Below are 21110 nucleotides of genomic sequence, written 5' to 3'. Positions count from 1 at the left end.
AACCACGGGAGTCCGGTCATCGTCGGAGAGTGTGCATCGGCTAGCGTTCTGTCGAACCGACGTCAGAGCCCCAGGTGGAGGAGACCGCACCATGTCCCAGCCGTACGGCGCCCCTCAGCAGCAGCCGGGTCCGGCGCAGCCGGCGGTGGGCGTGAACCTGAACCTCATCCTGCCGCTGCTCGCCGCGGGCATGGCGTTCGTCGCGTACCTCCTCGCGTTCGCGGATGACGTGCACTCGGAGTCCTACCTGTACGCGGCGGGCATCCTCGCGGGCCTCTCGGTGCTGCCGAAGGCGCCCAAGGGCCTGCTGTACGCGGCGGTCCCGTTCGCGCTGATCTCGACGCTCGGGCTGCTCCAGGGCCTGATCACGACCGAGGCCGACGTCCAGGGCATGCAGATCGTGCTGCTGCTGGTGGCACTGCTGGAGACGGCGGCCGTCGTGCTCGCCCTGCTCCTCGAAGTCGGCATCGTGAACTTCCAGCCGAAGGCGGCGAACATCTACGGCCAGCCGGGTGGCTGGAACCCGCAGTCCGGCGGCTTCCCCCCGCCGGGGCCGCAGCAGCCGCAGCAGTTCGGCCCGCCGTCCGGCCAGTTCGGCCAGCCGGTGCAGCCGCAGCAGGGCCAGCAGCAGGGCCAGCAGCAGGGCCAGCAGCCGGGTCAGCCGCAGCCGACGTCCTACATGCCGCAGCCGGGTCAGTTCGGTCAGCCGGGACAGGCCGTCCAGTCCGGTCAGCCGGCGCAGCCCGTCCAGCAGCAGCCGGGCCAGGGCACCCCGCCCGGCGGGTTCGGCGGACCACAGCAGGGCTGAGCCAGATCGTGCGAGGGGGGTGGCACCGGATTTCCGGTGCCACCCCTTTTCGCGTACCCGGCGAGCCTCGCCCGAACGGCTCATCGCTACTGGGACAGTGGGAGGATGTCGGTGCAGCAAACGACTTCGCACGGCGTCGTGACGGATTCCGTCCGCCCGCCCGAGTTCTCCCGCGCCGAACGGGGGCGGGTGCTCACCATGACCGCCGTCGGTTCGGTGGTCGTCGGCTACGCGGCGGTGGCCGCGCTGCTCGCGCTGGTCTCGTCGACGGCCGCGCACGCGTCGTTCTCCACGACCGGCGTGCTCACCGCCGCCGCGCCGGGTTGGCTGGTCGCGCACCACGTGCCGCTGCGGTTCGACGGCGGGCAGCTCGGCCTGCTGCCGCTGCTGCCCACGGCGCTGGTGATGCTGCTGGTGTACCGGGCGGCGGCGAGCGCGGCGGACCGGTTGGGGCTGTTCGAGCCGTTGCAGGCGCGGTCGGTGGTGTTCGCGATCTCGGGCACGCACGCCGTGGTCGGCAGCGTGATCGCGTTCCTGATGGGTGGCGACGGTCCGGTGCGGGCCACGCCGGCGGTGGCGTTCTTCGGGTGCGCGGCGGTGTCCGCGGTGGCGGCGGTCGCGGGTGTCGCGCAGCGGTGCGGCCTGGTGGAGGTCGTGTTCGAGCGGATCGACCCGGTGGCCCGGCGCGGGCTGCGCGCCGGTGCGCTGGCGTTGTTCTCGCTGGCCGCGGCGGGCGCGCTGCTGCTGGCGTTGGGCCTGGCGTTCTCGTGGTCCACCACGGCCTCGCTGTTCCGCCCGGCCGGCGGCACCATCGGCACCGGCCTCGGCATCTGGCTGATGTGCCTGGCCTACCTGCCGAACGCGGTGGTCGGCGCGTTGTCGTACGTCGTGGGCTCGGGGTTCTCGATCGGGGCGGTGGTGGTCGGACCGCTGGAGTTCACCGGCGGCCAGGTGCCCGCCGTGCCGCTGCTGGCCGCGTTGCCGGAGGCGCAGGCGGGTTACCTGCCGTTGGTGCTGGTGGTGCCCGGCGCGGTGGGTGTGCTGGCCGGGTTCTCGCTGCGCAACGCTGCCGAGGCGCCCCGGTCGCGGGTGCGCGCGGTGCTGGTCGCGGCCGTCACGGCGGGTGTCGGCACCCTGGTGCTGGCGGCGGTGGCCGGTGGCGCGCTGGGCGGTGGGGTGTTCAACCCGGTCACCATCCCGGCGGGGCTGCTGGCCGTGCTCACGTTCGCGTGGGTGGCCGTGCCGGGGGCGATCGTGGCCTGGTTCTCCGGACCCCGGCCGCCGAGGGTGGTGGAGCCCGAGCCCGAGCCCGAGCCCGAGCCGGAGGCCGAGCCCGAGCCTGAAGCCGTCGCCGACGACTACGACGAGCAGTACGACGAGGACGAGGGAGGAGAAGAGGGAGGAGAAGACGAGGAGACCGGGCAGGACTCGGACGGGCAGGACTCGGACGGGCAGGACTCGGACGGGCAGGACCTGGACGAGCACGACCTGGACGAGCACGACCTGGACGAGTACGACGACCTCGAAGAGTTCGAGGACCTCGAAGACGAAGCCGGCTCGGACGAGTCGGACAAGTCGGGCGGCTCGGACGAGTCGGATGAGGCGGATGAGGCGGATGGCTCGGACGGTCCCGACGAGCCGGACGCGGCCGACCCGGACCTGGCCGACAAGCCCCGCTAGCCAACGCCTAGGCTGCTCTTGAGCTGCTGTGACAGTCCCCAGCAAGGAGAGCACGCTGAGCGCCGCGACCACACTCCGGCTTCCCGTCCCCGCCAGGGTCGTCGTCCTCGTCTCCGGTTCCGGCACCCTGTTGCAGGCGTTGCTGGACGCGGCGGCCGATCCCGGCTTCCCGGTGAAGGTGGTCGCCGTCGGCGCCGACCGTGACGGCATCGAGGGCCTGCGCCGCGCCGAGCGCGCCGACATCCCGGGTTTCACCGTGAAGCTGCGCGAGCACGCCGACCGCGCCGCGTGGGACACCGCGCTGGCCGACGCCGTCGAGGCGCACGAGCCGGACCTGGTGGTCTCCGCCGGGTTCATGAAGATCCTCGGACCCGACTTCCTGGCCCGCTTCGGCGGCCGGATGGTCAACACCCACCCCGCGCTGCTGCCCGCCTTCCCCGGCGCGCACGGCGTCCGCGACGCCGTCGACTACGGCGTGAAGGTCACCGGGGCCACGGTGCACCTGGTGGACGGTGGCGTGGACACCGGGCCGATCCTGGCCCAGGAGGCGGTCGTCGTCGCCGATGACGACGACGTCGAAAGCCTGCACGAGCGCATCAAGGTGGTGGAGCGGCGGCTGCTGGTCGACGTGGTCGCCCGCCTGGCCCGCGAGGGCTGCACCGTGAACGGACGAAAGGTGAGCATTCCGTGACCACTCCTGCCGAGAGGCGACCGGTTCGTCGGGCCCTGATCGGGGTGTCCGACAAGTCGGGGCTGCTGGAACTGGCCAACGGCCTGCACGCGGCCGGGGTCGAGATCGTCTCCACCGGCGGCACGGCGCGCGCGCTCGCCGACGCGGGTGTGCCGGTCACCCCGGTCGAGCAGGTCACCGGGTTCCCGGAGGCGCTGGACGGCCGGGTGAAGACGCTGCACCCCGGCGTGCACGCGGGCCTGCTCGCCGACACCCGTCGCTCGTCGCACGTGGAGACGCTGCGCGAGCTGGGCATCGAGCCGTTCGACCTGCTCGTGGTGAACCTGTACCCGTTCACGCAGACGGTGGCTTCGGGCGCGTCGGCGGACGAGTGCGTGGAGCAGATCGACATCGGTGGTCCGGCCATGGTCCGCGCGTCGGCGAAGAACCACGCCAGCGTGGCCGTCGTGGTGGACCCGTCGCGGTACTCGTGGGTGCTGGAGCAGGTCGGGGACGGCGGGTTCACCCTGGCGGACCGGCAGCGGCTGGCCGTGGACGCGTTCCGGCACACCGCGTCGTACGACGTGGCGGTGGCGTCGTGGCTGGGCAGCGTGGTCGCGCCCGACGACGAGGGCTCGGGCTTCCCCGGCTGGGTCGGTGCGACGTGGAACCGCAAGCAGGTGCTGCGCTACGGCGAGAACCCGCACCAGCGGGCGGCGCTGTACACGCAGGGTGACGGGCGTTCCGGCCTGGCGACGGCGTCGCAGCTGCACGGCAAGGAGATGTCCTACAACAACTTCGTCGACGCGGACGCCGCGTGGCGTGCGGCGTGGGACCACGAGCTGCCGTGCGTGGCGATCATCAAGCACGCCAACCCCTGCGGTATCGCGGTGTCCCGTGTGGACGGTCCGGGTGCGATCGCCGAGGCGCACCGCAACGCGCACGCGTGCGACCCGGTGAGCGCGTTCGGCGGGGTGATCGCGGCGAACCGCGAAGTCACCGTGGAGATGGCCGAGCAGGTCGCGGAAATCTTCACCGAGGTCGTCATCGCGCCTTCGTACGCGGATGGCGCGGTGGACGTGCTGACGCGCAAGAAGAACGTGCGCATCCTGGTCGCGCCGGAGCCCGAGCGCGGTGGGGTGGAGATGCGCGCGGTGTCCGGCGGGCTGCTGGTGCAGACGACGGACACCATCGAGGCCGAGGGTGACGACCCGGCCAAGTGGACGTTGGCGTGCGGCACCCCGTTGGACGACGAGGGGCTGGCCGACCTGGCGTTCGTCTGGCGGGCGTGCCGGGCGGTGAAGTCGAACGCGATCCTGCTGGCGTCCGGTGGTGCGACCGTCGGTGCGGGCATGGGCCAGGTCAACCGGGTGGACGCGGCACGGCTCGCGATCGCGCGTGCGGGTGACCGGGCGCGGGGCGCGGTGGCCGCGTCGGACGCGTTCTTCCCGTTCCCGGACGGGCTGGAGGTGCTGGTGCAGGCCGGTGTGCGTGCGGTCGTGCAGCCCGGCGGGTCGGTCCGCGACGCCGAGGTGATCGCGGCGGCCGAGGCGGCCGGTGCGACCGTGTACCTGACCGGTACCCGGCACTTCGCGCACTGAGGTTCCGCGCTTCGATCCGCTGAGGTCCTGCGCTTCGAGCGCTGAGCGTTGCCGAGGGCTCCCCGTTCGCTGACGGGGAGCCCTCGGTGTTTTCGTGGGCAGTCTGCGTGCCACCCGATCGGGGACGCCGGTGGCATTGACACCGATGGGCTGTTTCGGGATAAGATCGTCCCGTCGTTCGAACACACGTTCGACAGACAGGTCGCCGACTTCCCACGGCGATCCGCGCACAGGGGTGCGCGCGGATCAGTGGGAGGAGGGTGGGTGTCCAGGTCGGCAACGGCGTCGCTGACCGCGCTCGGGGTGGGCGCGGCGGGCGAGCTGACCACAGCACCGGCCTTGGCTCTGCCGGTTCGCGGGGAACTGGCAGAGCTCCTCCCGTGGGGCGGCCTGCGGCGGGGCAGCACGGTGTCGGTGCGCGGGTCGACATCGTTGCTGCTCGCGCTGGTGGCCGAGGCGACGGCGGAAGGGTGCTGGGCGGCCTTGGTGGGCCTGCCGCGGTGTGGGGCACTCGCGGCGGCCGAACTGGGGGTGGCCGTCCATCGGCTCGCCCTGGTCCCCCGTCCAGGGAGGGACCAGGGCGAGGTCGAGAAGACCGTCGCGGCCCTGCTCGATGGGTTCGACCTGGTCGTGGTGGCCACGCCGGTCACTCCGGTGACGTCCCGCAAACTCTCGGCCCGAGCCCGTCACCGCAAAGCCGTCCTGCTGCCGTTCGCGGTCCCGTGGCCGGGCGCCGACGTGGAGCTGACCGCGATCCCCGGTCCGTGGACAGGCTTGGAAGCCGGTCACGGCGTGCTGTCCACGCGGACCGTCACGGTCCAGGCGACCGGGCGGGGTGCCGCCGCCAGGCCGAGGCAAACCCGTCTTCCCCTCCCGGGGACTGCCGGTGCACCGCGTCCCACTCTGGTTCCCCTCACCGCACCGCGTCCGACCACGGCAGAGGCGGTGTGACCGGTGCTGCCCTTCTCGCGTTCCGCCGAATCCACCGAATTTGCCGGATCCGTTGAATCCGCCGAAGAGGTGAATTCCCTGTACACGTTGGCCGTTTGGTGTCCCGACTGGCCGGTGGTGGCGGCTTCCGCCGAGGCCTCGCTCCCGCCGCACGTGCCCGCTGCCGTGATCGGAGCTGGTGAAGTCGTCGCCTGTTCGGCTGTCGCGCGGGCGGAGGGCGTGCGGCGTGGGATGCGTCGGCGTGCGGCTCAGGGGCAGTGCCCCGAGTTGGTCGTCTTCGACTACGACGAGGTGCGTGACGCCCGGCTCTTCGAACCGGTCGCGGCGGCGGTGGAGGAGCTCGCGCCGGGGATCGAGGTGGTGCGGGCCGGGCTGGTCGTCGTCGCGGCCCAAGGGCCGGTCGGCTACTACAAGTCCGCCGAACAGGCCGCTGAGCGGTTGGTGGACCACGTCGCGGTCACCGCCGGGGTGGAAGCGCAGGTCGGGTTCGCCGACGGGCTGTTCGCGGCGACCCTGGCCGCGCACCGCGGTCTGGTCGTGCCGCCCGGCGGGACCAAGGACTTCCTCGCGCCGCTGGGCATCCACGAACTCGACCAGCCCGCCGAGCGCCGAGCGGACCGGACGGAACTGGTGGACCTGTTGCGCCGCCTCGGGTTGCGCACCCTCGGCGCGTTCGCCGCCATCCCCGAACGGGACGTCGCCACCCGCTTCGGCCGTGCGGCCGTGCTGTCCCACCGGTTGGCCGGAGGGCTGGAGGAACGCCCCCGGTCCCGCCGCCGGCCGCCGCCCGAGCTGTCGGTCACCCGGCGCCTCGACCCGCCGATCGACCGGGTCGACGCGGCGGCCTTCGCGGCCAAGGGCCTCGCCGAGCACCTGCACACGGGCCTCGCCGACCGTGGCCTGGCCTGCACCCGCCTCGGCATCCGGGCGACGACGGAGAACGGCGAGGAACTGCACCGGGTGTGGCGCTGCGCCGACCCGCTCACCCCGCAGGGCATCGCGGACCGGGTTCGCTGGCAGCTCGACGGCTGGCTCACCCGCGCCCGGCTCACCGCCGGCATCCACCTGCTCCGACTGGACCCGGAAGAGGTGGTCGACGCCACCGTCCTGCAACTCGGCCTGTGGCCGGGTGCGGGGCAGGACCAGGGCGAGGCGGCCGAACGCGCGGCGCGGGCGATGGTGCACGTCCAAGGCCTGCTCGGACCGGACGCCGTGCTCACGCCCGTGCTCGGCGGCGGACGTGGGCCGGTGGAGCGGGTGCGGCTGGTGCCGTGGGGCGACGAGCGCACCCCGGCAGCGGACCCGGACCAGCCGTGGCCGGGGCAGCTTCCCGCGCCGTCGCCGGCGACGGTGTTCTCCGAACCGGAACCGGTGGCGTTGCTGGACGAGTCGGGCGCGGACGTCGTGGTCACCGGCTACGCCGAGCTGGTCGTCCAGCCGCACCGGATCGTGCATGCCGGGCGGGTGAGGCAGGTGGTGGCGTGGTCGGGGCCGTGGCCGGTGGACGAGCGCTGGTGGGACGAGGGAAGCGCGATGCGCGGAGCGCGGCTCCAGGTGCTGGGTACCGCGTCGGATGGCGAGGAACTGGCGTTCCTGCTGATCCGTGCGGGTGGGAAGTGGGCGGTGGAAGGGGTGTACGACTGATGAGCGGTGACTTTTTCGAGCGGGATCGTGGGGAGCGCCAGGAGCGCCAGGAGCACCGAGGTCGTGGGGATCGCGGGGATCGCCGAGGTTCTGGTGACCGCCGGGGTCGCCGAGGTCGTGGGGACCGCCGGGATCGCCGTGGTTTGGCCGAGTGGTTGGGCGACTGTGCCGTACCGGGTCAGCGTGCGGTGTCGGATGAGTGCGGCGGGCCGGCCTACGTGGTGAGCTTTGGTTGGTTGCCGGCGCAGCTGCCCCCGGCATCGCCGATCCCGCAGCCCCGACGCGCTCCCGACGACCTGCGCTGATGGGCTGGAACAACCCGCCGGTCCGCTGGCCGGACCTGGAGCGCGCGCTGTCCGGGAAACCCCCGCTCCCGGACGGTGGCGACAGTCCCGCGTGGACCCGTCATCGTGACCGCTACGAGGCGCCACCGGACTTCGCGGTCAAGGTGGACGACCTCGGCGCCACCCGCAACCGCGTGCCGTACGTCGAACTGCACTGCCACTCCAACTTCAGCTTCCTCGACGGCGCGAGCCACCCCGAAGAGCTGGTGGAAGCGGCGCAGCAGCTCGGGTTGGACGGGATGGCGTTGACCGACCACGACGGCATGTACGGCGTGGTGCGGTTCGCCGAGGCGGCCAGGGAACTGGGCGTGCGCACGGTGTTCGGCACCGAGCTGAGCCTCGGGCTGTCCGCACCGCAGAACGGCGTGGCCGACCCGGAGGGTGAACACCTGCTCCTGCTGGCCACCAACCGCGACGGCTACCACGCGCTGTGCCGCACGATCACCACCGGCCAACTCGCGGACGGCAGCGAGAAAGGACGGCCGGTCTACCGGCTGGACGAGGTCGTCGAGGACACCAAGGACGACTGCGTCGTGCTCACCGGCTGCCGCAAGGGCGCGGTGCGCCGGGCGTTGGCGCGGGAAGGTCCCGAGGCGGCGTTCGCCCAGTTGCGCCGGTTGGTCGACCTGTACGGCGCGGACCGGGTGTTCGTGGAGCTGACCGACCACGGCTACCCCGAGGACGGTCCGCGCAACGACCTGCTGTGGGCGATGGCCCACGACCTGGGGTTGCCGACCGTGGCGACGAACGCCGTGCACTACGCGGTGCCCGCGCGCGGTCGCTTGGCGGCGGCGATGGCCGCCGTGCGGGCGCGGCGCAGCCTGGACGAGATGACCGGTTGGCTGCCGCCCGGTCGCACCGCGTGCCTGCGGTCGGGGGAGGAGATGGCCCGCCGGTTCGCCCGGTTCCCCGGCGCGGTGCACCGCTCGGCCGTGCTCGGCATGCAGTGCCAGTTCGACCTGAAGCTCATCGCGCCGGAACTGCCGCCGTTCGACGTGCCGGCCGGTCACGACGAGAACAGCCACCTGCGCGAACTGACCTACGAAGGCGCGGCCCGCCGCTACCGGTCCATCGGCGAGAACCCCAGGGCATACCGGCAGATCGAGCACGAACTGAAGATCATCGAGGAGTTGAACTTCCCCGGCTACTTCCTCGTCGTGCACGACATCGTCTCGTTCTGCCGGCGCAACGACATCCTGTGCCAGGGCCGCGGCTCGGCCGCGAACTCCGCGGTCTGCTACGCGCTCGGCATCACCAACGTCGACGCGGTCCGGTTCGACCTCCTCTTCGAGCGTTTCCTGGCCCCGGCCCGCGACGGCCCTCCCGACATCGACCTCGACATAGAGTCGGACCGCCGTGAAGAGGCCATCCAGTACGTCTACCGCAAGTACGGACGACGGCACGCCGCGCAGGTCGCCAACGTCATCAGCTACCGCGGCCGGTCGGCGATCCGGGACGTGGCGCGCGCGCTCGGCTACTCGGTCGGCCAGCAGGACGCGTGGAGCAAGCAGATCGACCGCTGGGGTCCACTACGGTCCACAGTGGACGAAGGCGGCATACCGCGTCCGGTGCTGGAGCTGGCCGCCGAGCTGGAGAACTTCCCTCGCCACCTGGGCATCCACTCCGGCGGCATGGTCATCTGCGACCGGCCGGTCAGCGAGGTGTGCCCGGTGGAGAAAGGCCGGATGGTCGACCGCACGGTGTTGCAGTGGGACAAGGACGATTGCGCCTCCATCGGGTTGGTGAAGTTCGACCTGCTCGGGCTGGGCATGCTCTCGGCCCTGCACTACGCCATCGACCTGGTGCGCGAGCACGAGGGCGTCGAAGTCGACATCGGCAACCTCGACCTGGAGGACCAACGCGTCTACGAGATGTTGCAGCGCGCCGATTCGGTGGGTGTGTTCCAGGTCGAGAGCCGGGCCCAGATGGCGACCCTTCCTCGGCTCAAGCCCCGGACGTTCTACGACCTGGTGGTCGAGGTCGCCCTGATCCGCCCCGGCCCGATCCAGGGCGGCTCGGTGCACCCCTACATCCGCCGCCGCAACGGGAAGGAGGAGTGGGACTACGACCACCCCCTGCTGGAAGGTGCGCTCAAGAAGACCCTCGGTGTGCCGCTGTTCCAGGAACAGCTGATGCAGATCGCCGTCGACGTGGCCGACTTCAGCCCCGCCGAGGCCGACGAACTGCGACGCGCCATGGGTGCCAAGCGCTCCACCCACCGGATGGAACGCCTCCGCGACCGCTTCTACGAAGGCGCCCAGGCCAAGGGCGTCGGGCCGGAACTGGCGGAAAAGATCTACGCGAAACTGTTGGCGTTCGCCAACTTCGGCTTCCCGGAAAGCCACGCGCTCAGCTTCGCGCACATCGTGTTCGTCAGCTCCTGGTTCAAGCTCTACCACCCGGCCGCGTTCTGCGCGGCTCTGCTGCGGGCTCAGCCCATGGGCTTCTACTCCCCTCAATCACTCGTTGCCGACGCCCGTCGTCATGGCGTGCGCGTCCTTGGGCCTGATGTCAATGCCAGCCTTGCGCACGCCACCCTTGAGTTGGTTGAGAGCGGGGGTGCGGGTGGTCAGCAGGCTGTGCGTATTGGGTTGGGTGGTATTCGGACTTTGGGTCAGAAAGCTGCCGAGGCTGTTGTCGCGGAACGGGAATCGGGAGGTCCGTTCGCGGGTATGGCGGACTTCGGTGCCAGGGTGCGGCTGACTACCGCGCAGGTCGAGGCCATGGCAACTGCGGGGGCGTTTGGTTGTTTTGGGCTTGACCGGCGTGCTGCGCTGTGGTCGGCGGGGGCCGTGGCGAAGATCCGACCCGACCGGCTGCCGGGCACCGTGGTCGGTACTGATGCCCCTGCTCTGCCGGGTATGGACGAGGTGGAGTCGGCGGTGGCGGATGTGTGGGCCATGGGGTTGTCGCCGGACAGTTTCCCGACGGAGTTCGTGCGTGACCGGTTGAGCGGTCTTGGAGCGCTGACTACGGCCGAGTTGGTTCGGGTGCCTGATGGCACCAGGGTGTTGATCGGTGGTGCTGTGACGCATCGGCAACGGCCCGGTACTGCGGGGGGTGTCACGTTCCTCAATATCGAGGACGAGACCGGGATGGTGAACGTGGTGTGCACGACCGGGTTGTGGGCACGTTATCGGAAGGTCGCTCGGAGCAGTCCGGCGTTGCTCGTCCGGGGCGTGGTCGAGTCGGCGGAAGGGGTGATCAGTATTCGGGCTGAGCGGTTGCAGCAGTTGGATCTGCGCATACCGTCGCGGTCTCGGGATTTTCGGTGAGTTGGGACTTCGTGGTGAGCTGGGAATCTGTGGTGGGCTGAGGTTCCGGGAGCGGCGGATCCGGCCCGATGCGACATGGGCCCTCACGGACCCCGAACCCATGCCACATCGGGCCTCGTTGGTTACCGGCGGTGTGTTGCGGGGCCGGTTGGGCGGGTGAGGGTGGGCCGGGTGAAGGCGGGCCGGCTGGGGCGGTTGGGCGTTAGGGGGTGTCTGCTTTGGCGTAGGTGGTGAATACGACGCCGGTGTCGAAGGTTCTGGTTGAGGCTTTGGTGAAGCGGGCTGTCGGGAACTCGCCGGCGAAGAGGGGGATGCCTTTGCCCAGCACGACCGGGTGGACTTTGAGTATCAGTTCGTCGATCTCCGGCAGCAGGGTGGCGGCCAGCCTGCCGCCACCGCACAACCAGATTCCCAGGCCTCGCTCGGCTTTCAGTTCGCGGGCCTTGGTCAAGGGGTCGGCGACTACTTCCACGTCGGTCGGTGTGGTGCTGAGCCTGGTGGACGCCACGTACTGGCGTAGGTGTGGATAAGGGCTCGGCAGGCCGCCTGGCACCTGATAGGTGGCGCGGCCCATGAGGACCGTGTCGAAGTCCTGGTTCGGCGCGTCGATGCCCATGGCCTCGCGTGCCTGCGCGGGGATGGTGTCGGGGTATTCCTCGAAGAGGGCGGTCATGTGGTCGCCTTCGAACAGGAAGTCGCCGAACCCGCCCTTCGGGTCTGCGATGAAGCCGTCGAGCGAGGTCGCGACGAAGTAGGTCAGGGTTCGCATGGGGTTCTCCTCGGGGAGGGCTGGTTACCACTCTGACTGTAGTACTATGCTTGGAGTGGTTGTCAAGGAGGAGACATGGTGCGTAACCCGACCAGGCGAACGGCGCTCGTCGACGCGGCGATCGAGGTGTTGGCGAGAGATGGCGCCCGTGGTCTGACGTTCCGGGCCGTGGATCAGGAGGCGGGGGTGCCCAACGGCACCGCGTCGAACTACTTCGCCAACCGGGACGACCTGCTGCGGCAGGTGGGCGAGCACGTGCACGTGCGGCTCACGCCCAGTGCGCGGCGGTTGGCCGAGGTGATGGCCGCACCTCCGGACAAGAGCCTCGTGGAGCGGCTGCTCCGAGACCTGCTGGAACGGCTCCAGGTCGACCGGACGGGGTACCTGGCGCTGTTGGAGCTACGGCTGGAGGCGACCAGGCGCCCGGAGTTGCAGGCAGCCCTGACCAAGACGATCAGTGACAACCTGGAGGAGAACGTCCGCTTCCACCTGGACTCGGGGCTGCCGGGGGACCGGACCACCGTCGTGTCCCTCTACCTGGCGATGAGCGGCATGATCGTCGAGCACCTGACCCTGCCGGAGGTGTTGCCGGAGGACGAGATGCAGGAGCTGATCACGGCGTTGGTCGACCGCACGTGATCCGTCAGCGGTCCAGAGGGCCGCCGACGATGGTCATCGCCACCACGATCACGGAGAACCCCAGACCCGAGTACAGCAACGCGTCGACGCTGCGGCTGCGGATCGCGATCAGGCCTGCCTGCTCGTCGGTCACCAGCACCCGCAGCAGCGCCGCGACCAGGAGCGCGAGCCCGATCAGCACCGCGCCCTGCCGCCAGTGGTACTGCACGATCCTCAGCAGGCCCAACCCGACCACGCCGAGCACCAGCGCGAACGGCAGGTGCCTGCCTGCCGCGGACCGCCAGCGCTGTTCCGGCAACAACTCCACCGCTTCCGCCTCAGGCCGTCGCCGCGTTGCGCTCGGCTGCCTCGACCGTGTTGGTCAGCAGCATCGCAATGGTCATCGGACCCGCGCCACCCGGGATCGGCGCCAGGTAGCCGGCCACCTCGGCCACGGACGGGTGCACGTCGCCCACCAGACCGGCATCGGTCCGGGTGATGCCGACGTCGACCACGGCCGCGCCGGGCTTCACCATGTCCGCCGTGATCAAGCCGGGGCTGCCCGCGCCCGCGATCACGATGTCCGCGCGCCGCACCTCGGCCGCCAGGTCCTTGGTGCCGGTGTGGCACAGCGTCACGGTCGCGTTCTCGCTGCGCCGGGTCAGCAGCAGCCCGATCGGCCGGCCGACGGTCACGCCACGACCGACCACGGTCACGTTCGCCCCCGCGATCGGCACGTCGAACCGGCGCAGCAGCTCCACGACCCCGCGCGGCGTGGCGGGCAGCGGGCCTTCGTCACCCAGGACGAGCTTGCCCAGGTTGACGGGGTGCAGGCCGTCGCCGTCCTTGCGCGGGTCGATGCGCTCCAGGATCGGGTTCGGGTCGAGGTGCTTGGGCAGGGGCAGCTGCACGATGTAAGCGGTGCAGGCCGGGTCCGCGTTCAGCTCGTCGATGACGTCTTCGAGCTGTGACTGCGTGACGTCCGCGGGCAGGTCGCGGCGGATCGACGTGATGCCGACCTTCGCGCAGGCCAGGTGCTTGCCGCGGACGTACGAGTGCGAACCCGGGTCGTCACCGACCAGCACGGTGGCCAGACCGGGTGTCACCCCGTGCTCGGCCAACGCGGCTACCCGCGAGCGCAGGTCTTCGAAGATCGCGTTCCGGGTGGCCTTGCCGTCGAGAATCGTCGCAGTCACGTGCCTCATCCTCTCATCACCGCCGCCCGCGCCCGCATCACCGTGCTCGCGGGCGCGCCGCGACCACCACCGCGATCAGCGTCAACGCCGTGCCGACGACCGTCGCAGCCGACAGGTGCCCGCCCGGGGCGGGTGCGACCACGTCGACCGCGATCGCGCCGACCAGCTGCCCGGCGACCTGGCACAGGCCCACCACCAGCACGCCCAGCCAGCGCACCGCCAGCACGGCCGTCCCGATGGTCACGATGCCGAGGACCCCGCCGAGGTAGAGCCATGGCTCGGTGGGCGCCTGGGCGGGGAACCCGCGCACGGCCAGGTCGATCGCGCACACCACGAGCAGGACGGCAGTGCCGGCGCCGAAGTTGACCAACGTGGTCACGCGGGTGCTCTGCGCCGCCTCGCGGACCAGCCCGTTCACCGCCTGCTGCCAGCCGAGACCGATCCCGGCCACGGCGGGGAGGAGTGCCGGCCACAAGGCGGACGGGTCGCCGAACTCGTCCGACACCGCCACCCCGACCGCCACCACGGCGAGCCCGGCACCGATCACGCGCGATCCGCTCAACGGCACCCGTCCGGCCGGGCCGATCCCCGCCCGGTCCACCAGCAGGCTGCTCACCGCCTGGGCTCCGACCACTGCCACCGTGAACACGGCCACGCCCAGCACCGTGATCGTCAACCCCTGCGTGGACACGAAGAACGCCCCGCACGCCCCGCCGACGCACTGCCACCAGCGGATCCGCCCGGCGCGCAGGGACGAGCGCAGGCGAGCCAGCCCGGCACGTCCGGCGGCCGTCGTCGGCACGCCCACGAGCAACAAGGCCAACCCGCCGCCGAACGACACCAGCGCGGCCAGGAACCCGTCGCCGAACACGTGCCCCAACTGGCCGTTCAACCGCCCCTGAACGGCCAGGAACACCCCGCCGACGAACGCGACGAGCCCGCCGACCAGCCGCACCCGGTCACCCAACCGGAACAGCCTCCCGCTCGACCACCCGACTCGCCAGGAACGCGCCCAGCAGCGCCGCCGCCGTGCTCGCCCCGGCCGCCGCCGCCGGCCCTGAGTGGTCCAGCAAAGACCCGGCCAGCGGTAGCGCCAACGCCGCACCAGCGGTGGTGAACGTGCCCATCCAGCCGAAGGCCTCGACCTTGCGGTCCTCCGGCGCGAGCCCGCCGATCCGCTCGTTGTTGGCCGCGATGGCCGGCGCGATCGCCATCCCGCCCACCCCCAGAACCAGACCGATCACCCACGCCGACGACGGTTCCAGCACCGGCGGCAGCACCAGCACCAGCGGCGCCACCCCGAGCGCCATCACCAGCATCCGCCGGGGGAGCCGGGCGTGCCCGCCGAGCCCGCCCGCGATGAACCCGCCGATCAGCGACCCCACACCCCACACCGCCGTCAGCGCACCGGCGAGCGCGGGCGTGCCGAGGTCCCGGGCGAAAGCGATGATCACCAGGTCGATCGACACCAGTGACGCCACCACGCACAGCGCCGTGCCGAACGCCAGCACCAGTGGACCGTCGCGCAACAACGTCCGCCCGCCCCGCGCCGCCGCCACACCCACCGGCTGGTCCAGCCCCGCACGGCGCAACGCGCCACCGAACCCGATCGCGCCGAGCACCGCCAGCGCGCCGCACAGCCACAGCGCGACCTGCCCGTCCCACACCGCCACCACGACCGCCGCTCCGGCCGGACCGGCGATGTACATGGCCTGCTGCATGGACGTCTCGACGGTGAACACCGCCGATCGCGCCGAACCGGTGGCCAACCTCCCGAGGCTCGCCCGGCTCATCGCCGTCACCGGCGGCGTGCTCAACCCCGCCAGGAACGCCACCGCCGCCGCGACCGGCCACGCCGAGCCGGGCATGAACGCGGGCAGCACCGCCAGCACCGCGATGCCCACGCCGTAGCCAGACGCCGTGACCACGAGCAACCGCCCGGCCGGGCTCCGGTCCGCGGCACGCCCCCGCACCGGTCCGGCCACGCCCAAGCCCAAGGTCAACGCCCCGCCGACCACACCCGCCACCGCGTACGAGCCCGTCCACCCGGCCATCAGGAACGACACCGCCAACGGCGTCGCGGGCAGGTGGATGCGGCCCACCATCGACCACAGGAACAGCCGTGGCAGGTGGGGGATCGCGGCGAGTTGCCGGTACGGACGGAGCACGGTGACACTCTGCCCCCACCCCCGGCAGGCCGTGCCCGATGCCCCGGTGGACCCGCGGCCCTGCGTGCGCGCGAAGCCCGGCGGTACGGTCGGGGTGATCGACACGGTCGCCCTGCGCGTCCCGCCGCAGCACCACCGGCACACGGACCAACCCGATGGCGTGTGACGCCCGCCGGCGGCACCACTGAGATCTACGTCAGGAGCTATCCGAATGAGCCCAACGCAGCCATCTGACCGGCCGGCTCCAGAGCAGCGCCACGACGAGCTGCTCCAGCACATCGGCGGCGTGCTGCTGGACGCGGCACCGGACGGCTTCCGGCGGATCGACCTGCTGGTGCGCATGACGGTGGCGGCGCAGGACGCGACGCTGAGGGTGTACATGCCGGACCGGAGCACGCCCCAGGTCGTCCCGTCGGAAGGGCTGATCACCGCGTTCCAGGAGATGCGGCAGGTGCTGTACCAGCCGGGGCGCGGCACGTGGTTCTCGGCGCGGTGCGTGGTCAACGCGCCGGTCTCGATCGACGTCACCTACAACTTCGACCACGACCCCGGGTTCGACCCGCCGGTGCCGGCGGCGGACTTCGTCCGTGACCTCCAGGCCTTCCCGCGCGACGAGGGCTTCATCCCCGATTGGCTGCGCGCCAAGCTGGTCGAGGCGAGCGCCGACCCGGCTGAAGCACGCCCGGAGGGAGCCCGCCCGCAGGAAGCTCGCCCGCAGGAAGCTCGCCCAGGAGAAGCTCACGCGGGGGGCGCTCGCCCGGAGGACGCAAGCACCGAGGAGCAGAAGGCATGACCGCGCCGCAGTTGGACGTCGAGGACCAGAACGCCATCCTGGGCTCCGTCACCACGCTGCTGGTGCAGCGCCTGCCCGGCGACTGGGAGCAGCTGTTCGTCGACTTCCGGATGGTGGGCAGCCACGTGGAGACGCAGGTCTCCGGGACGACGATGTACGGCTCGTCGTTCGACTGGGACCTGCCCGCGGAGGCGCTGCCGTTCTTCGTGCACCTGCGCGACGGCATGGCCAGTCCGGGCGCCGGCACGTGGTTCTCCATGAAGTTCCACCTCGTGCACCCGGACACCTACTCGGCGGAGTTCGACCGTGACCACGAGCCGGACTGGGACCACCCGCCCACGCCGGAGCACCACGCCGAGGAACTGCGGCTCCACCCGCGTGACGACGACGCGCTCCCGATGTGGCTGCGGGAACGGGCGGGGCTCGGTCCGGCGAAGAGCAGCGTGTTCGCCGCGCCGGTGTTCGACGGGACCGACCCGCACGGCAACCCGGTGCACCACCGGCCGGCCGTGCACCCGCAGGAACTCGACGACGTCGTCGCCTACCTGGAGGACGCGCCGGTCGTGCTGTCCGCGCACTCCTGTGGACCGGACGTGTTCAAGCCGGACGCGACGCCGTCCGTGCCGCTGACCTTCCACACCGACGGCGCCTGGGTCTGGCCGGCCGGCGTGGCGTACTACCTGCGCAACCACCGCGTCCCGCCACTGCCGCAGCTCGTGGATCACATCCGGGACAACGGGTACACCGTGCCGCCGGTTTCACCGGAGGCGGAGAAGGCGGCGATCGCCGTCGCCACCGGGCAGGCCGAGGGCGCGTCGCCGCCCGAGCACCGGCCACGCGTGATCACCGAGGTCGACCAGCGCGCGCTGGACCACCTCAAGTCCCTGCTCGACCACTACGGCGTCGCCGGGTCCGCGTACGGCATCGTCGAGCCGAAGCCCGACGCGTTGGTGATCGAACCCGCGCCCGGTCGGTTCGGTTGGCAGGTCCAGCACTGGGACGCCGACCGAGGCCCGCACGGTCGGCCGCGGGTGCACGAGCACGCGGTGGACGCGGCGAAGGCGCTGCTGGCCGAGCTGCTGTGGCAGGGGGGCGTGAACCGGACGCCCGCGGCGGACACGGGCGCGCTGGTGACGCCGGTCGCGGGCATCCAGCCGCTGCCCGACGAGCCGCCGCTGTCGCTGTTCCGGGACCACGAGGACGTCGTCATCCCGGTCGGCACCGAGCTGGACCGGTTCGGCGACGACACCGGCAACCTCGTCTACGCGGCCGGCACCGCGTTCGACAACCGGTCGTTGCCGCCGGAGTGGGCGAACCGCCGGTACCACGTGTACCGCGTGCTGAAGCCGATCCCGGCGCTGAAGGGCGTCGCGGTGCCGTGGTTCGGGCAGGTCGGTGGCGGCACGGGGTACTTCCTGGCGCGGTCGGTGCGCGATCTTTCGGCCGGTGGGAGCCTGGTCGAGGAGGCCGCGACGGCGCTCCGGACGTCGCCACCGGGAGTCTAACGACCGTCGCACGGCGTCATTGGTCCGTTCGGCTCAGCGGGTCCCCGTGCGCGCACCGGGACCCGAGGGGGAAGATGTTGCACGTGTCCGAGCTGAAGCCGCTGAACCCGACCGAGCAGGATGCGCTGGTCAAGCAGATCGGCCTGACGCTGATGCGGGCCGCGCCGGAGGAGTGGCGGCACGTGACGGCCGAGTACCGCGCGACCGGCCGGTACTTCGAGCTGGCCGCCGAGGTGCGGACGGCGGACGGCGCCCTGCGTGCCTGGTCGCCGCCCCACGAGGTGGCCGGCCTGTTCTCGCGGCTGCGCGCCGGCATGTACCGCGACGGCCGGGGCAGCTGGTCCAACGCCCGGTACCAGCTGGACCACCCGTCCAGCTACAACCTGGACTTCGACCGGGCTGAACCGACCTGGACCACGCCACCGCCGCCGCAGGCGTACCTGGACGAGATGCGGTTCTTCCCGCGCACCGAGGAGAACGTGCCGGACTGGCTGCGCCGCCGTCTCCAGCAGACCGCGCCGCCGCTCCCGCACGACCAGCCGCTCCACGACCAGCCGCTCCACGACCAACCACTGCATGACCAGCCCTCGCACGACCAGTCACCGCACGACCAGCCGCAGCCGCCGAGGGCGTTCCGGACGGCCCGGGTGTTCGACGGCGCGGGTCCGGGCGGGCGTCCGTCGGTGAGCCGGCCGCCGGTCGCCGAAGCGGACCGCGACCTGCTGCTGAGCTACCTGGACCGGGCGCCGGTCGCGGTGATCGGTCGCGGGTTCGACGCGGACGTGCTGAACCCGGACGCGCCGGCGCTGGTCCCGGTGGCGTTCCAGACCGACGGGCACTGGATCTGGCCCGCCGCGGTCGGCTACTACCTGCGGACGTACGGCGTGCCGCCGGAGCCGGAGCTGGTGGAGCGGGCCAAGGCGCAGGACTTCGTGCTGCCCGAGGTGACGGAGGAGGTACGGGTCGCCGCCGCGGCGAACCTCGGTGCGCCCGCCGCGCCGCAGGGCACCACGCTGCCGGTCCCCGAACCGGTGGAGCAGCCGGAGGTGGGCGCCACGGTCGCCGCGCCGCTGCCGGACCCGGCCGCCGAGGACGCGCGAGTGCCGGTCGACGAGCCGGGCCCGCCGGTGGACGTCGAGGAGACCGCGAACCTCACCGAACTCCGGCCGGAGATCATCGAGTACGCCCAGGACGGTCCGCCGTACCGGGTGCGGTTCGACGAGGACGGCCCGGTCATCGACGACCGGTACCGGCGCGAGTCCTACGTGGACGGCATGGACCTGTTCGCCCCCGCCGCTTACGAACGGGAGGCTGCCGAACGGGAGGCTGCCGAACGGGAGTCGGGCGAGGTCGAGTCGAATGCGCCCGAGTCGCACGAACCCCAGCTGCACGACACCCAGACCTGGAACCCGTTCACCGACGAGGAATCGGACCCCGAACCCGCCGAGGAAGCCGCCCGGACAGCGGCCGTCACCGACGAGCCCGCGCACACCGAGCCCGGGTACGAGCGGCCCGGGTACGAGCGGTCCGGGTACGAGCAGTCGGCGGAGCGCGAACCGCAGCCGCACGAAGAGCGGGCCGACGCACGCCACTCGGCGGTCCACTTCGAGGACACCGCCGAGAACACGGCTGACGACACCGCGAACGACACCGCGAGCGACCCTGCGAACGACCCTGCGAACGACATGGTCGACGACACCGGCGAGGACGCTGCCGAGGTCACCGCCGAGTTCGAAGTGGACCAGGACCGGTTGTACGCGCCGGAGCGGACGGAGTCGCGGTTCGCCGAGCCGGAGCCCGCTGAGCGGGAACACGCCGAGCGGGAACACACCGAGCGGGAACACATCGAGCCGGAACACGTCGAGGCCGTCCACACCCCGCCTCAGCACACCGGTTTCGCCGAGCCGCACGACCGCTTCGCCGAGCAGGCCGAGTCGCGGTTCGCCGAGCAGGCGTTCAGCGACCCGGACGAGCAGCACGTCGCTGACCAGCACGACGCTGACCAGCACGACGCTGACCAGCACGTCACCGAGCAGCGCATCAGCGAACAGCACGTCACCGAGCAGGTGCCGCCGCCGTTCGCGGACCAGGCGACCCAGTTCTCCCCCGCCCTGGAGCTGTTCGACGACGTGGACCCGCCGGCGCCGCCGGCGCCGAGCCTGACCCCGGCGCCGGTCGAACCACCGGTTCCGGTCGAGGCGCCGAAGCAGGTCGAGCCGCGCCAGGTCACGCCGGAGGAGGAGCGCGAGCTGTCCGCCGTCCGCCGCACCCTGGACGGCTTGGACGTGCCCCCCAGCGCCTACCGGTTCGGCGGCGAACCCGTCGACCGCACCTGGATGCTGCGCGTCGACGGCCAGGACTGGGAGGTGTCGTACGTCGACCACGGCCCCACCAACGCGGTCCGCTTCGACCGACTGGAGGACGCCGCCGCCTACCTGATCGGCCGGCTGGTGCTCACCAACCGCCGCGCACCCAGGCCCCCGGCCCCGATGCCACCTCCGCCGCCCCAGCAGCGCCCCCCGCGCCCGCCGATGAACACCGGCCCGAACAACGGCCCGAACAACGGCCTCAACAACGGCCTGAACAACGGGTTCCGCGAAGAACCTCGTCGCCCCGGACCGCCGCAGCGCCCGCCGGTCGAACCACCGGCGTCCGCGCAGGCCACCCAGGTCGTGCAGCCCGCGCCGCAGTCGGCCGCCGCGACGTCGACCCAGGAGCCGAAGTCCCAGCGCTCCTGGCCGATCAACCCGATGAACGGCGAACCGCCGCTGACCCTGTTCCGGCACAAGAAGATGGTCGAACTGCCGGCGGGCATGGAGGTGGACCGCTTCGGCGAGGGCGAGGGCAACCTCGTCTACGCGGCGGGCACCCCGTTCGCCCAGCGCTCACTGGTGCCGTCCTGGATCAACCGCCCGTACCACGTCTACCGCCTGCGCCGACCGGTCGAGGTGCTGACCGGTATCGCCGTGCCGTGGTTCGAGCAGCCGGGCGGCGGCACCGCCTACCTGATGCCGAAGACGATCGACGACATGGTGGCGGACGGAGTGCTGGTGGAGGTCGCCAACCAGGACGCCCCGAACCACTGAGG

General features: G+C 71.8%; 16 protein-coding genes. 11 read left to right on the top strand and 5 right to left on the bottom strand.

All coding sequences use genetic code 11. From position 1 onward, the window contains the following. Positions 1 to 91: 91 nt before the first annotated feature. The 7 genes from ACRAKI_RS33170 to ACRAKI_RS33140 all read left to right on the top strand — a co-directional run bounded on the left by ACRAKI_RS33170 (position 92) and on the right by ACRAKI_RS33140 (position 10973). A complete protein-coding gene (locus ACRAKI_RS33170) occupies positions 92 to 808 on the top strand; it encodes a DUF5336 domain-containing protein (protein ID WP_447004424.1) in 717 nt (238 codons plus the stop codon). 105 nt (positions 809 to 913) lie between these two features. Continuing rightward, positions 914 to 2488 (top strand): cell division protein PerM, encoded by a 1575-nt coding sequence (locus tag ACRAKI_RS33165; RefSeq protein WP_447004423.1) that lies wholly within the window; start codon positions 914 to 916, stop codon positions 2486 to 2488. A 28-nt stretch (positions 2489 to 2516) separates the two neighbouring features. Then, positions 2517 to 3179, top strand: coding sequence for a phosphoribosylglycinamide formyltransferase (gene purN, locus ACRAKI_RS33160; protein ID WP_447004422.1), 663 nt, complete (start codon positions 2517 to 2519; stop codon positions 3177 to 3179). Then, complete coding sequence (gene purH, locus ACRAKI_RS33155; RefSeq protein ID WP_447004421.1) at positions 3176 to 4759, top strand: bifunctional phosphoribosylaminoimidazolecarboxamide formyltransferase/IMP cyclohydrolase; 1584 nt, start codon at positions 3176 to 3178, stop codon at positions 4757 to 4759. The genes purN and purH overlap by 4 nt, the downstream gene beginning before the upstream one ends. A 264-nt stretch (positions 4760 to 5023) precedes the next feature. Then, positions 5024 to 5710, top strand: a complete 687-nt coding sequence (locus tag ACRAKI_RS33150; RefSeq protein ID WP_447004420.1) for a hypothetical protein — start codon at positions 5024 to 5026, stop codon at positions 5708 to 5710. 87 nt (positions 5711 to 5797) lie between these two features. Next, positions 5798 to 7354, top strand: a complete 1557-nt coding sequence (locus ACRAKI_RS33145) for a DNA polymerase Y family protein (protein ID WP_447004419.1) — start codon at positions 5798 to 5800, stop codon at positions 7352 to 7354. Between the two features lie 304 nt (positions 7355 to 7658). Continuing rightward, the gene (locus ACRAKI_RS33140; RefSeq protein WP_447004418.1) at positions 7659 to 10973 is read left to right on the top strand and encodes an error-prone DNA polymerase; all 3315 of its coding nucleotides are present in this window, start codon (positions 7659 to 7661) and stop codon (positions 10971 to 10973) included. A 202-nt stretch (positions 10974 to 11175) separates the two neighbouring features. On the opposite strand, the gene ACRAKI_RS33135 is transcribed toward ACRAKI_RS33140, so the two are convergent. Then, positions 11176 to 11742 carry a dihydrofolate reductase family protein gene (locus tag ACRAKI_RS33135; RefSeq protein WP_447004417.1) on the bottom strand — a complete coding sequence of 189 codons (567 nt, stop codon included), beginning with the start codon at positions 11740 to 11742 and terminating at the stop codon, positions 11176 to 11178. 75 nt (positions 11743 to 11817) lie between these two features. Between ACRAKI_RS33135 and ACRAKI_RS33130 the strand changes: the two genes are divergently transcribed. Beyond that, positions 11818 to 12381, top strand: a complete 564-nt coding sequence (locus ACRAKI_RS33130; RefSeq protein ID WP_447004416.1) for a TetR/AcrR family transcriptional regulator — start codon at positions 11818 to 11820, stop codon at positions 12379 to 12381. 4 nt (positions 12382 to 12385) lie between these two features. On the opposite strand, the gene ACRAKI_RS33125 is transcribed toward ACRAKI_RS33130, so the two are convergent. The 4 genes from ACRAKI_RS33125 to ACRAKI_RS33110 are packed head-to-tail and all read right to left on the bottom strand — an operon-like array spanning position 12386 to position 15724. After that, a complete protein-coding gene (locus ACRAKI_RS33125) occupies positions 12386 to 12679 on the bottom strand; it encodes a DUF3017 domain-containing protein (RefSeq protein ID WP_447008589.1) in 294 nt (97 codons plus the stop codon). 19 nt (positions 12680 to 12698) lie between these two features. Then, on the bottom strand, positions 12699 to 13556 hold the full coding sequence (locus ACRAKI_RS33120; protein ID WP_447004415.1) for a bifunctional methylenetetrahydrofolate dehydrogenase/methenyltetrahydrofolate cyclohydrolase: 858 nt from the start codon (positions 13554 to 13556) through the stop codon (positions 12699 to 12701). Between the two features lie 37 nt (positions 13557 to 13593). Beyond that, positions 13594 to 14523, bottom strand: a complete 930-nt coding sequence (locus ACRAKI_RS33115) for a DMT family transporter (RefSeq protein WP_447004414.1) — start codon at positions 14521 to 14523, stop codon at positions 13594 to 13596. After that, positions 14516 to 15724 carry an MFS transporter gene (locus ACRAKI_RS33110; RefSeq protein WP_447004413.1) on the bottom strand — a complete coding sequence of 403 codons (1209 nt, stop codon included), beginning with the start codon at positions 15722 to 15724 and terminating at the stop codon, positions 14516 to 14518. The genes ACRAKI_RS33115 and ACRAKI_RS33110 overlap by 8 nt, the downstream gene beginning before the upstream one ends. A 211-nt stretch (positions 15725 to 15935) precedes the next feature. Between ACRAKI_RS33110 and ACRAKI_RS33105 the strand changes: the two genes are divergently transcribed. The 3 genes from ACRAKI_RS33105 to ACRAKI_RS33095 all read left to right on the top strand — a co-directional run bounded on the left by ACRAKI_RS33105 (position 15936) and on the right by ACRAKI_RS33095 (position 21108). Next, positions 15936 to 16517, top strand: a complete 582-nt coding sequence (locus ACRAKI_RS33105) for a hypothetical protein (RefSeq protein WP_447004412.1) — start codon at positions 15936 to 15938, stop codon at positions 16515 to 16517. Next, positions 16514 to 18022, top strand: a complete 1509-nt coding sequence (locus ACRAKI_RS33100) for a TNT domain-containing protein (protein WP_447004411.1) — start codon at positions 16514 to 16516, stop codon at positions 18020 to 18022. The genes ACRAKI_RS33105 and ACRAKI_RS33100 overlap by 4 nt, the downstream gene beginning before the upstream one ends. Before the next feature lie 152 nt (positions 18023 to 18174). Continuing rightward, entirely contained in the window at positions 18175 to 21108 is a 2934-nt protein-coding gene (locus ACRAKI_RS33095; RefSeq protein WP_447008588.1) for a glycohydrolase toxin TNT-related protein, read from the top strand. The last annotated feature ends 2 nt before the right edge of the window (positions 21109 to 21110 follow it).

This window comes from Saccharothrix isguenensis (assembly GCF_052936305.1).
This window is presented reverse-complemented; position numbering and strand designations above follow the sequence as displayed.

Coding starts and splice junctions, on each gene's coding strand:
- ACRAKI_RS33140 (WP_447004418.1), top strand. CDS start 7,659: ATGGGCTGGAACAACCCGCCGGTCCGCTGGCCGGACCTGGAGCGCGCG.
- ACRAKI_RS33130 (WP_447004416.1), top strand. CDS start 11,818: ATGGTGCGTAACCCGACCAGGCGAACGGCGCTCGTCGACGCGGCGATC.
- ACRAKI_RS33100 (WP_447004411.1), top strand. CDS start 16,514: ATGACCGCGCCGCAGTTGGACGTCGAGGACCAGAACGCCATCCTGGGC.
- ACRAKI_RS33095 (WP_447008588.1), top strand. CDS start 18,175: ATGCGGGCCGCGCCGGAGGAGTGGCGGCACGTGACGGCCGAGTACCGC.
- ACRAKI_RS33105 (WP_447004412.1), top strand. CDS start 15,936: ATGAGCCCAACGCAGCCATCTGACCGGCCGGCTCCAGAGCAGCGCCAC.
- ACRAKI_RS33165 (WP_447004423.1), top strand. CDS start 914: ATGTCGGTGCAGCAAACGACTTCGCACGGCGTCGTGACGGATTCCGTC.
- ACRAKI_RS33135 (WP_447004417.1), bottom strand. CDS start 11,742: ATGCGAACCCTGACCTACTTCGTCGCGACCTCGCTCGACGGCTTCATC.
- ACRAKI_RS33170 (WP_447004424.1), top strand. CDS start 92: ATGTCCCAGCCGTACGGCGCCCCTCAGCAGCAGCCGGGTCCGGCGCAG.